Genomic DNA, 11,717 nt, shown 5'->3' with positions numbered 1-11,717 from the left:
CGGCCCAGCCCGACTGGGCGCGCACGTCCCCGCGTGACCGGGCGGACATCCTGCGGCGCGCCTTCGACCTCGTGCAGGAGCGCGCCGACGAGCTGGCGCGGATCATGACGCTCGAGATGGGCAAGCCGCTCGCCGAGGCCCGGGGCGAGGTCGCCTATGGCGCGGAGTTCCTGCGCTGGTTCTCGGAGGAGGCCACGCGGGCGCGCGGTGGCCACCGGATGGCGCCCGACGGCAGGTCGCGGCTCCAGACGCACACCCGGCCCGTGGGGCCGTGCCTGCTCATCACCCCATGGAACTTCCCGCTCGCGATGGCGGCGCGCAAGGTCGCTCCGGCCATCGCGGCGGGGTGCACGATGGTGCTCAAGCCGTCCGAGCTGACGCCGTTGACGAGCCTGTGGCTCGCGCGCGTGCTGCAGGAGGCGGGACTGCCCGACGGCGTCCTCAACGTCGTGACGACGTCCGCCGCGGGCGAGGTCGTGGCGCCCCTGCTGGCCGACGCGCGCCTGCGCAAGCTCTCGTTCACGGGCTCGACGCCGGTCGGGCGCGAGCTGCTGCGCGGCGCCGCGTCCACGGTGATGCGCACCTCGATGGAACTGGGTGGCAACGCGCCCTTCCTGGTGTTCGAGGACGCCGACCTCGAGTCGGCGGTCGCCGGTGCCGTGGTCGCGAAGCTGCGGAACATGGGCCAGGCCTGCACGGCCGCGAATCGCTTCCTCGTGCACGAGTCCGTCGCCGAGCGGTTCGGCGAGCTGCTCGCGGCCGAGATGGACGGGCTCACTCTGGGCGACGGCACGGATCCGGCGACCGACATCGGCCCGCTCATCGACCGTCGTTCCCGCGACCGGGTGGCCGGGCTGGTCGACGGTGCCCTGGCGGCTGGGGCCCGGTCGCTCACGACACGTCGGGACGTGCCGTCCCCGGGATGGTTCGTCCGTCCCACGCTGCTGGCGGACGTCACTCACGACTCGCCCGTGCTGCGCGACGAGGTCTTCGGTCCGGTCGCCGCCATCGTCACCTTCCGGGACGAGGCGGAGGCGGTCGCGCTGGCCAACGACACCGACATGGGACTGGCGGGCTACGTCTACACGCGGGACCACGCTCGGGTCCAGCGGATGAGCGAGGCGCTCGAGGTCGGCATGCTCGGGGCGAACACGGGCATCGTGTCCAACCCTGCCGCACCGTTCGGCGGCGTGAAGCAGTCCGGACTGGGCCGCGAGGGTGGCGACGAGGGGCTGTCGGAGTACCTCGAGACGCATTACGTGGCCCACGCCGACCCCTGGTGAGGACCGGCGCGCGACGCCGGACCTGTGTGAGAGAACCCCTGATCGAGCTTGCCCTTGACACACAATGTTGGGCCCAATAGCGTGAGCCAACAACATCGAAACGGGCGATCTCGCCCATGACTGAATCGGGGGATTCATGCACATGCTCACTCGGACCCTGGGGGTCCTGGCCGCTTCGGCGGCCCTGACGGCGGCGGCCCTGCCGGCCCACGCCGTCGACGAGCGGGTCACCGTCGAGCAACGGCTGGGGGAGATCGCCCTGGTGGACGATGCCGTCCCGGTCGGACAGTCGCCGTTGGAGCCGGTCCGCTCCGGCGAGGCGGTCAGGCTCAGCGGTGCTGGCACGGCCGGGGTCTCGCTCGGCCTTCCGGCCGCACAGAACTCGCAGGTCTCCAAGATCGATGGGCGGTACGTGGTGCCGGCGTCCGACGGTGCGTCCCTCGCCGTCGCGCCGACGGCCGACGGCGCCCAGGTCCTGATCGGCATCGAGGAGCCGGGTGCGCCCACGAGCTACAACTTCGACCTCGATGCCGCGGACGGCCTCACGGGGCAGGTCACGCCAGACGGTGCGGTCGAGCTCACCAACGAGGCAGGCGAATTGGCGGCGCAGGTCGCCGCGCCATGGGCCGTGGACGCTGACGGCCGTCAGGTGCCCACGCGGTTCACCCTGCGCGACGGCGTGATCACCCAGGTCGTCGACCACCGGGCGGGGGACTTCAACTACCCGATCGTCGCGGACCCGCGGATCTTCTCGTGTGATTGGCGCACGTCCATCTGCGTGAAGTTCACGAAGAAGGAGACCAAGGCGATCGCGAAGAAGGCGTCCGGAGGGGTGCAGGCTTTCGCCGCGTTCCTCTGCACGAAGATCCCGCACCCGGTGATCGCCGCCGTCTGCGTCGGCACGGTCGTCGCGGCCGGCAGCTCGCTGCGGTCCTTGTTCAAGTCGGCTGCGAAGCAGGGCAAGTGCGCCGAGCTGCACTTCCTGCCGAACGGGGTGCTGTGGAAGTGGAAGAAGGAGAAGTGCTGATCAAGCGTGAAGCGTTCAACCTGCTGGTCGTGGTCGTGGCGCTGGTCGCGTCCACCGCGCTGCTGACGGAGGCCGACTCTGAGGCCTGGCGACTCGCCGGGAGCGTCCTGCTCATCTACCTGCTGTTAGTCGGCATCCAGGCGTTGGTGTGGTCCCGACGACGTAGTTCGCGGGACAGGTGACAGACAGGATCGGCGGGTCCCGCCCGGGGCCCGCCGATCCGTCGCTGTGGAAGAGCGGTGGTCACTGCTGCTGAGGCGGGCTACGGTCAATCCGAGTGCGTCCGGGCGACGCGAGAAGGGGCGTATCAATGAGTAAGAGCCGAGAGCTGGTGGCGACAGCTGTCGCGTGTTCGCTCGCCGTCGGGGCCGTCACGTTGATCGCGACCGACCGGCGCGCCGAGGACTGGCGGATCGCTGCGCTCTGCGTGTGCGCCGTCCTCGTCGGCACCATGGGCACCTGGCTCCTCAAATGCCGACGGGATCGACGTCCGCCCCGGACCGACCTTCGTTAGCTCAGTCGCGCATGCCGTTCTCGGTGCACAGCTTGCCCAGCTCGTCGGTGGTGCCGTCACGCAGGTGCGCGAAGTACTTCACGGCCCGGTCGCGGTCCCACTGCACGGACATGTCGGCGATGGGAACGGTGCAGCTGCGGCCGCTGCCGCCCATCGCGCGACCCAGCTTCCATGCGAAGCGGACGAACGACGGCAGCGAGACGTCGTCACCGACGGCCAGTGACTCGGCCGTCGTGGTCGCGACCTTCGTGAACCTGAAGGGATTGAGCGCCGTCGAGGGCGACAGCGCCGCCTCGCCGATGGCGCCGATGACTTCGCGTTGGTGCTGGCCGCGGGCGATGTCGCCGCTGGCGAAGGCCTTGCGCGACCGGGCGTAGCCCAGTGCGGTCTTGCCATCGACCTCCTGGCAGCCCTCCTTGATGTTGAGGCGGGCGTCCTTGTCCTTGATGTCCTGCTCAGGACAGATCTCGATGCCGCCGAGCGCGTCCACCACGTCGCGCAGTCCCACGAAGCCGATCTCGGTGTAGCCGTCCACGCGTAGGCCGGTCTCGGACTCCAGGGTCTCGACCAGCAGCGGCGGCCCGCCGTACGCGTAGGCCGCGTTGACCTTCGTGCGGCCGTGGCCCGGGATGTCGACGATGGAGTCGCGGGGGATCGAGGTCAGCACCGAGGGTCCGTCGCCTCCGTACGTCAGCAACAGGATCGTGTCGGTACGGCCGCGGGAGCGGTCCTTCGGGCGCTTGTCCGTGCCGACCAGCAGCCAGGTCGTCGCCTCGTCCTCGGGACGCTCGCCGTCGGGCGTCGCGTCCACCTTCGTGATCTTCGACCACGCCACCAGCGGCACGATGACCATGAACGCCAGCCACAGCGCCACGATCAGCCACAGCAGCCGCAAACGACCGCGCTTCTTCTTCGGCCGCTCGGGCTCACGGGGTCCCTGACCGCCCCGGCGGCCCGACCCGGGCGGGGGAAGGTTCGGCGGGGGAACGGACGACCCCTGCGGCACGGGACGCGAGACGGGACGACCGGACTCGTCCTCGTAGAGCCAGTCGTAACCGCCGGAGTCGTTGGGACCGGAGGGGGGCATGGGGTGAAGGTACCGCGTGCGTCCACGCGCCGATTCCCTCGGGCGATCATCGGCGCGTCCTCCCGGAGATCGCGGCAGGCCGCTTGATACTGGGGAAACCTACGGACTCTTCCCCACCGTGAGGACAGCGATGCACCACGACCGCACGAGCGCCCTGGGCGGCACCTACGCCGACCCTGCGGGCGCAACCGCTCGTATCCGTTTCCGGCGGGCCCTGACCCTGGCCGCCATGACCCTCGTGATGCCGGGCTCGGCGCAGTTGGTCCACGGCAACAAGCGTGTCGGTCGGCTCGCCATTCGCGTGTGGCTCACGGTGATCGGCGTCGTCCTCGTGCTCGCCCTGGTCTCGCTGATCGACCGGCAGTTCATCTTCGGTCTCGCCACCAACGGCACGCTTCTCACGCTGGGCCGGTGGCTGCTGATCGCCCTCGCCGTCGGCTGGGTCGCGCTGATCGTCGACGCCTGGCGCCTGGGTCGCCCGCGCGAGCTCGAGGGGGCGCACCTGGCGATCTCGACCGCGCTGCACGGCGTGCTGGTCGTCGGCACGGCCGCCGTCCTGTTCTTCGCCGCGCACACCGTCTCGGTCATGAACGGGTTCACCGACGCCGTGTTCGCCTCCAACACCGTCTCGGAGCCGCACGAGGGCCGCTACAACATCCTGCTGATGGGCACCGATTCAGGCGACGACCGGGTCGGCATGCGCCCGGACTCGATGAACGTCGCGAGCATCGACGCCGAGACGGGCAAGGCCGTCCTGATCGGCCTGCCGCGCAATCTCGAGAACGTGCCCTTCCCGAAGGGCTCGGTCATGCGCGAGCAGTTCCCGGACGGGTTCAACTGCGAGGGCTGCTACCTCAACGCGGTCAACACCTGGGCCAACGACCACGCCGACCTGTTCAAGCAGAAGGAGCCCGGCATCGACGTCACGATGAGTGCCGTCGAGGAGATCACCGGCCTGAAGCTGAACTACTACGCGCTGGTCAACATGAAGGGCTTCTCGAACCTGATCGACGCGGTCGGCGGGGTGAGGATCAACGTGCGCGAGCGGACCGCGATCGGCGGCATCGGCTCTCCCATCCGCGGGTACATCGAGGCCGGGGAGCGCAAGCTCTCGGGCGACCACGCGCTCTGGTACGCCCGCTCCCGCGTCGAGAACGACGACTGGTCGCGCATGGGCCGCCAAAAGTGCGTCATGAACGCGATGGTGCGCCAGCTCAATCCGCGGAAGGTCATCATGAACATGCAGGACATCGCGGAGTCCAGCTCGGCGATGCTGCACACGAGCATCCCGCGTCAGGACCTCAACGTCTTCATGGACCTCGCGCTCAAGACGAAGTCCCAGCCCATCTCCTCGGTCTCGCTCGTGCCGCCCGTGATCTACACCGGCAACCCGGACTACCCGAAGGTCCGCCGCATGGTCGCCGCGGCGGTCCAGACGTCGCAGGGTGACAGCGAGATCCAGAAGTCCGCCTTCGCGACCGCGCGGATGCCCGTCATCGAGGTGGGCGCCGAGGCCGAGAAGAAGGATCCCCGCAAGGCCAATCGCAGCGCCGACCTCGACGAGAGCTGCTGATCGGACCCGTCATGGCCCGGCCTTGGCTTCCAAGGGTTTAATGGTGCGTCGGTCGGTGTAGAGGAAGGTCCAGCGATGAGCGCTCTCGGGGCGCGGCCCACACGGGTCGCCCAGCGGGGAGGACTGCGCCGTGCCCTGGTCCTGATCCTGGGCACGGTGGTGTGGCCCGGCATCGCACAGTTCCTCGCGGGCGCGCGCCGACTCGGCGCCGTCGTCATGGTGGCCTGGGTCGCGGCGATCACCGCCGCGCTGGTGATGTGGTTCCGCTTCCGCCCCGATCGCGCCCAGATCATCGACTGGCTGACCGATCCGTCGGTGCTGCAGGTTGCGCGGATCACCGGACTGGTCCTGGCCGTGCTGTGGATGTTCCTGTTCGTCGACGCGTGGCGCCTCGCGCTGGTGCGCAGCCTGAACTTCTGGCGACTGGCGGTGATCTCGGTCGTCAACATCACGATCGTCGCGCTGGCGACCTCGACCACCTACCTGGGCTGGAACACCGTGACGGCCTCCAAGGACGTCGTCGAGAAGGTCTTCCACGAGACCGAGGTCAAGTCGCCGTTGAAGGGTCGCTACAACATCCTGCTGCTCGGCGCCGATTCCGGCTCCGACCGCTTCGGCCTGCGTCCCGACTCGGTGAACCTCGTCAGCATCGACGCCGCGACGGGCGTGCCCGTCATGGTCTCGCTGCCGCGCAACCTGCAGAACGTGCCCTTCCCCGAGGACTCGCCGATGCGCGCCGTGTACCCGTACGGCTACAACTGCGGGTCGGAGTGCCTGCTCAACGCCGTGCACACCGCCGCGGCCAACCGCGAGGACCTGTACCCGCGCAGCAAGGACCCGGGACTGGACGCGACCCTGGACGCCGTCGAGGGCGTCACGGGCCTGAAGGTCAACTATTACGTGCTCGTCAACATGAAGGGCTTCAAGAGCCTCGTCGACGCCGTCGGCGGCATCCGGATGAACATCACCGAGCCGATCGCCAAGTTCGGCAAGGACGACGCCTGGAAGCAGGTCTACATCCAGCCCGGCAAGCAGAAGCTCAACGGCGACGAGGCGCTCTGGTACGGCCGCAGCCGCGTCCAGTCCGACGACTACACGCGCATGGGCCGCCAGAAGTGCCTCATGCAGGCCATGCTCAAGCAGCTCAGCCCCGAGCAGGTCGTGCTGAACGCCGGCGAGATCGCCTCCAGCTCGGCCGAGATGCTGCGCACCGACATCCCCGCCTCCGAGCTGGGCGCCTTCGGCGACCTGGCGCTCAAGGCCAAGGACAGGAAGATCGCGACCCTGTCGGTCGTGCCCCCGGAATACTCCACGGTGACCCCCGACTTCGAGCAGATCCGGGCCGACGTCGCCGAGCTGGTCGCCAAGAGCGAGCGCCAGGTGAAGAAGCGCAGGCCGAAGGCCTCGGCCTCGCAGTCCGCCCCCACGACGGCGCCCACCACGGAGCCGACGACGGCGCCCACAACCTCGTCGCCCTCGGCCGCGAACAACACGGACGACCTCGCCGCCACCTGCTGAGCGGTGGGGCAGGACTCGTCAGCGTCCGATGATCAGACGCGTGAGGCCTTGTAGGCGGCGATGACCTCGTTCGGCTCGCCGTCCATGACCAGCTCGCCCTTCTCGACCCAGATGACACGGTTGCACGTGTCGCGGATCGAGCGCATCGAGTGGCTGACCAGGAACACCGTGCCGGCGTTGTCGCGGATCTCGCGGATGCGGTCCTCGCTGCGCTGGCGGAAGGCCCGGTCGCCCACGGCCAGGGCCTCGTCGACGATCAGGATCTCGTGGTTGCGGATCGTGGCGATCGCGAACTTCAGGCGGGCGGTCATGCCCGAGGAGTACGTGCGCATCGGCAGGTCGATGAACGGCCGGATCCCCGCGAAGTCGACGATCTCGTCGTAGCGGGCGTGGATCTCGTCCTTGGAGAAGCCCAGGGCCAGACCGCCCAGGATGACGTTGCGCTGGCCCGAGAGCGGCTTGATGAGGGCCGCGCCGACGCCCAGCATGCTGGGTCGCGAGCTGGCGTAGACCGCGCCGCGGGATGCCGGGGTCAGGCCGGTGATCGCGCGCATCAGCGTGGACTTGCCCGAGCCGTTGGAGCCGATCACGCCGATGCTGTCGTTCTCGTAGGCGGTGAAGCTGATGCCCTTCAGGGCATGAACGGTGCGGGTCCGCTTGGCGCGGCGCAGCAGACCGCCACGGTCCGCCTCGCTGGCTCGCCTCCCGGTGGCGAAGACCTTGTACTCGACGTGGAGGTCCTGGACCACCACGACCGGACGGCGACCGTCGGGGGACTCAGTCGACGCGGCCATAGCGCTCCTCGGCGGCCCAGAAGAAGACGGTCCCGATCAGGAAGACGGCGATCGACCAGCCCGCGATGATGAACCAGAACTCGGGGCGCACGTCGTACAGGGGGTCCGAATCGAGCAACAGCTCGCGCGACAGGGTGATGAACGCGTACAGGGGCTGGTACTGCACGCCTTCCAGCAAGGCTGGATTGTCGACGAAGCGCAGGTCGAAACTGAAGAAGATGCCCGTCGTGTAGAAGAAGAACCGGGTGACGAACGGCAGCAGGTTCGTCACGTCCGGAAGGTGCACCGTCAGGCGCGCGGTCATGAAGGCGACACCTTGGCAGAACAGGTAGTACAGCGCCAGCAACGGCACGATCAGCAGCCAGTTCCAGGTGGGGCGGTGGCCCATGATCACGAGGAAGACCATGAGCAGGGGGATGGTCGGCAGCAGCCCGATGAACTTCTGGATGACCGTCGAGACGGGCAGGGCCATGCGTGGGAACGCCAAGCTCTGCACGAGCGCCTGGTTCGACGTGATCGCCTTGGCGCCGCTGCCCATCGTCGAGGAGAAGAACTCGAACAGGAACACGCCGATCACCAGGAACGACACGAAGTCCGGCACCGTCTTGGTGCTGGCCATGAGGATGCCGAAGACCAGGCCGAAGACCGCGGCATTGAGGATCGGCTTCAGGACGATCCACAGCAGGCCCAGGCGTTGGCGCTGGTTCTCGGCCTCGATGCGGTAGAGCGCCAGCGAGAGGATGAAGTCCTTGCGCTTCGCGACACCCCGCAGGTACTGCAGCAGCGGGGGTCGGCCGCCCACCCGGGTCAGGCCGTGGGCCTGCGGGTCGTCGACCGTTGGGGTCATACGTGGTTCCTGTCGTGTTCCATCGGGCGGATCCGCGCTCGGATGCCCCGACGAGTCTAGGGCACCGGTCATGGGATCGGGATCAACGTCCCCGCCGCTCGACCTGGGCGCGCTCCTGCTGGGCGATGCGGTCGAGCTCGGTCCCGTCGGCACCGGAGACCACGACGAGCGAACCGCCACCGACCAGCGCCGCCACCAGCGCGCGGGCGTCGTCGGCCAGCGAGCGCGGTCCCGACAGGAGGCGCTCGCCCGAGACGGGGAGGGCCAGCAGCTCCGCATGGGTCGCCGTGACGCCGTCGAGGTCGATCGCGAGGTCGCCCGACTCGGGCGGGTCGACGTCGATGAACACGTCCGGGGAGCCCGGGACGTGGACGGCGATGTCGAGGAATCCCTCGGGCTCGGTCGGGAAGCGGCCGCCGAGCGGGCGCAGCGCCGCCGCCAGCCGCACGGGCTCGTCGGCCTGCAGCTCGGGGCCCGACAGCCCGATGTGGGCGTCGCGGTCGGTGACGATTGCGCCGACGCGCCAGGCGCCCAGGAGCCACACGAAGCGCAGCCAATGGCTGGGCAGCCCGATGCGGATGCGCGTGCCACGCTCGACGTCCAGCTCGTCGACGAGCAGGTTCGCGACCTTCGAGACCCAGTTGGCCAGGGTCACGCCGCTGAGCTCGACCCGCTCGCCCGTGGCGACGTCGTAGTACGTCACGACGGGGGTGGGGGAGGGGCTGAGGGCGGTCGCGAGTGTCGTGGCCATGGCCCTCGTCCTATGCCATCGGGGCGTCGGGGCGGGCCGCGACACGCCGACGATTCCCTGAGATTTGCTATTCGGCTTGACGTTTGGCAGTCCGGCGTCTGTAATTACAGACATGTCATTAGTCGGTTGGATCGAGGGCGACGACCCCGAACTCATGTGGCAGGAGCGCGCGCTGTGCGCTCAGACCGACCCCGAGTCGTTCTTCCCCGAGAAGGGCGGCTCCACGCGTGAGGCCAAGCGCGTGTGCCTGACGTGCGACGTCAAGAGCGAGTGCCTCGAGTACGCCCTCGCCCATGACGAGCGCTTCGGCATCTGGGGCGGACTGTCCGAGCGCGAGCGTCGCAAGCTCAAGAAGCGCGCCTGATCACACGCAGCGCTGACATCCGGCGGTTGGTCGCAACCGCCTAGGGTGGCGACCATGCACGACGACGAACAGGTCCCGGCGTGGCGCTCGGCGCCGCCGGTCGTCGTGGCCGTCCTCGTCGCCCACCGCGGCTCGCGCTGGCTCGCCCGGACCCTCGCCTCGCTCGACGCCCTGACCCACCGACCGGACCTGCTGGTCCTCGTCCACGACGGCAGTGATCCGGCCACCCGCGACCTGCTCGAGTCCCACTCCGGCGCCACCCGCGTCGTGCAGGCGCCGCCGCGACTGGGGTTCGGCGCGCAGGTCGCGTGCGCGCTCGAGTCCGAGACCGAGGCGTACGACTGGATCTGGACGTTGCACGACGACCAGGTCTGCGATCCCGACGCTCTGGCCGGGCTGCTCGACGAGGCCACCGCGGGGGACATCGGGATCGTCGGTCCGAAGGTGCGCGAGTGGCCCTCCCTGCGTCGCCTGCTCGAGGTGGGCGTCACGGTCACGGGCACGGGTCAGCGCGAGACGATGCTGGAGTCCGGTGAGCCGGACGCCGGCCAGCACGACCGTCCGCGCGACGTCCTGGCGGTCGGCTCTGCGGGGATGCTGGTCCGTCGCGACGTCTGGGAGCGGTTGGGCGGAACCGACCCGCGACTTCCGCTGTTCTTCGACGACGTCGATCTCGGCTGGCGCGCGAACCGTGCCGGCTACCGCGTGCGCACCGCTCCGCGAGCGATCGTCTTCCATGCCGAGGCCACCAGCAACCGGCGGCGGGTGCGCCGCAAGGGCGTGCGCGAGCACGCGGGGGAGCGCCGCGCCGCCGCGCTGCACACGATGCTGGCCAACAGCGACATCGGCCAGTTCTGGATCACCAGCATCCGGCTCTTCCTCGGCTCCCTGCTGAGGTTCGTGGCCTTCGTCCTGGGCAAGGACCTGCGGTCCGCCCGTGGCGAGATCATGGCGATGGTCACGGTGTTCGCCAACCCCGGTCCGATGATCGCGGCACGCCGGCGGCGCAAGCCGCTCGTCAAGCGCAGCAACCGCGAGATCCGCGAGCTCTTCGCCGGCTTCTGGATGCCCTACCAGCACGGCCTCGACGTGGCCGCGACGACGATGCAGACCCTCGTGCGGCCCGAGTCGGTCGAGACGATGGGCCTGCGCACGATCGGCGTCGGCGAGGAGGACGAGGAGGACCCCGTCGTCATCGAGATGCCGCCGTGGTGGCGTCGCTGGCCGTGGCTGACGACCGTCCTGGTGCTGCTGGTGGCCTCGATCGTGGCGGCTCGCTCAACCGTCGCGGGTCACCTCTCCAGTCCGGTCCTGCCGGCGTCCCCGGACTCGGTCACGGCGTGGTGGGGCCTGCTGCTCGACCGCTCGCACGCCGTCGGTCTCGGCAGTGCCGACGGCGCTCCGGCCTACGTCGTCCCGCTCGCGCTGGTGGGGCTGGTCGTGTGGTTCGCGCCGGGCGCCATCGCCTGGATCCTGACCGTCCTGGCGGTCCCGTTCGCCGCGCTGACCGCGCACCGCTTCGGTCGCCTCGTCAGCGACGACCGCGGAGTCCGCATGACGTGGGCGGTCTCGTACGGGCTCATGGTCGCGGTCACCGGAGCCGTGGCCGAAGGCCGCCTCGGGACGGTCGTGGCGCTCGTGGTGGCGCCACTGTTCGCCAACGTCCTGTTGCGGCTCGTGCTCGAGCCGAGCTGGCCACGGGCCGTCCTGGTCGGGGTGTGGATCGCGCTCGTGGCGGCGTTCGCGCCGATCGCCTGGGCGCTCGGGATCGTCGCGCTGCTCGTGTGCGCGCTGCTCGTCCGCCCCGCGGCGCGCCACCTCGCGCTGAGTGCCGCTGTCGGCACGGTGCTGCTCGGTCCGTGGCTGTTCGACCGCGTCCTCTCGGGCCGGATCTGGTGGGAGGCGGGCCACCCCGTGGACGCACCCGCCGACGCGCTGGACGTCCTGGCGGGGACCGGC

The 11,717-nt window shown here is 69.6% G+C and carries 11 protein-coding genes; 7 read left to right on the top strand and 4 right to left on the bottom strand.

All coding sequences use genetic code 11. The features are described from left to right. The 3 genes from RT323_RS13975 to RT323_RS13965 form a co-directional block, all read left to right on the top strand. Nucleotides 1-1,283, top strand: a 1,283-nt coding sequence (locus RT323_RS13975) for an NAD-dependent succinate-semialdehyde dehydrogenase (RefSeq protein WP_313409583.1), incomplete at its 5' end; no start/stop codon positions are given. A gap of 142 nt (nt 1,284-1,425) precedes the next feature. After that, on the top strand, nt 1,426-2,310 hold the full coding sequence (locus RT323_RS13970; RefSeq protein WP_313409581.1) for a hypothetical protein: 885 nt from the start codon (nt 1,426-1,428) through the stop codon (nt 2,308-2,310). Beyond that, nucleotides 2,304-2,492, top strand: a complete 189-nt coding sequence (locus RT323_RS13965) for a hypothetical protein (RefSeq protein ID WP_313409580.1) — start codon at nt 2,304-2,306, stop codon at nt 2,490-2,492. Before RT323_RS13970 ends, RT323_RS13965 begins: the two co-directional genes overlap by 7 nt. Nucleotides 2,493-2,825: 333 nt before the next feature. Here RT323_RS13965 and RT323_RS13960 read toward each other — a convergent pair whose 3' ends face one another. Further along, a complete protein-coding gene (locus RT323_RS13960; RefSeq protein ID WP_313409578.1) occupies nt 2,826-3,911 on the bottom strand; it encodes an LCP family protein in 1,086 nt (361 codons plus the stop codon). Between the two features lie 118 nt (nt 3,912-4,029). Between RT323_RS13960 and RT323_RS13955 the strand changes: the two genes are divergently transcribed. Both RT323_RS13955 and RT323_RS13950 read left to right on the top strand, forming a co-directional pair. Further along, entirely contained in the window at nt 4,030-5,484 is a 1,455-nt protein-coding gene (locus RT323_RS13955) for an LCP family protein (protein WP_313409576.1), read from the top strand. A gap of 75 nt (nt 5,485-5,559) precedes the next feature. After that, the gene (locus tag RT323_RS13950; protein ID WP_313409574.1) at nt 5,560-7,002 is read left to right on the top strand and encodes an LCP family protein; all 1,443 of its coding nucleotides are present in this window, start codon (nt 5,560-5,562) and stop codon (nt 7,000-7,002) included. A gap of 32 nt (nt 7,003-7,034) precedes the next feature. Here the strand turns inward: RT323_RS13950 and RT323_RS13945 are convergent, their stop codons facing one another. The 3 genes from RT323_RS13945 to RT323_RS13935 form a co-directional block, all read right to left on the bottom strand. Continuing rightward, nucleotides 7,035-7,796 (bottom strand): ABC transporter ATP-binding protein, encoded by a 762-nt coding sequence (locus RT323_RS13945; protein WP_313409572.1) that lies wholly within the window; start codon nt 7,794-7,796, stop codon nt 7,035-7,037. Then, complete coding sequence (locus RT323_RS13940; RefSeq protein WP_313409570.1) at nt 7,780-8,643, bottom strand: ABC transporter permease; 864 nt, start codon at nt 8,641-8,643, stop codon at nt 7,780-7,782. Before RT323_RS13940 ends, RT323_RS13945 begins: the two co-directional genes overlap by 17 nt. Before the next feature lie 82 nt (nt 8,644-8,725). Further along, entirely contained in the window at nt 8,726-9,394 is a 669-nt protein-coding gene (locus tag RT323_RS13935) for a TIGR03089 family protein (protein ID WP_313409569.1), read from the bottom strand. A 112-nt stretch (nt 9,395-9,506) separates the two neighbouring features. Here RT323_RS13935 and RT323_RS13930 point away from each other — a divergent pair, with 112 nt between their 5' ends. Continuing rightward, nucleotides 9,507-9,758: a WhiB family transcriptional regulator gene (locus RT323_RS13930; protein WP_313409567.1), complete on the top strand. Its 252-nt coding sequence runs from the start codon at nt 9,507-9,509 to the stop codon at nt 9,756-9,758. A 54-nt stretch (nt 9,759-9,812) separates the two neighbouring features. Continuing rightward, on the top strand, nt 9,813-11,717 hold a 1,905-nt coding region (locus RT323_RS13925), incomplete at its 3' end, for a glycosyltransferase family 2 protein (protein WP_313409565.1).

Source organism: Aeromicrobium sp. (assembly GCF_032084975.1).
In the GTDB taxonomy this organism is placed as follows: domain Bacteria; phylum Actinomycetota; class Actinomycetes; order Propionibacteriales; family Nocardioidaceae; genus Aeromicrobium.
The sequence above is the reverse complement of the archived record's forward strand: the minus strand, read 5'-3'. Positions and strand labels throughout refer to the sequence as shown.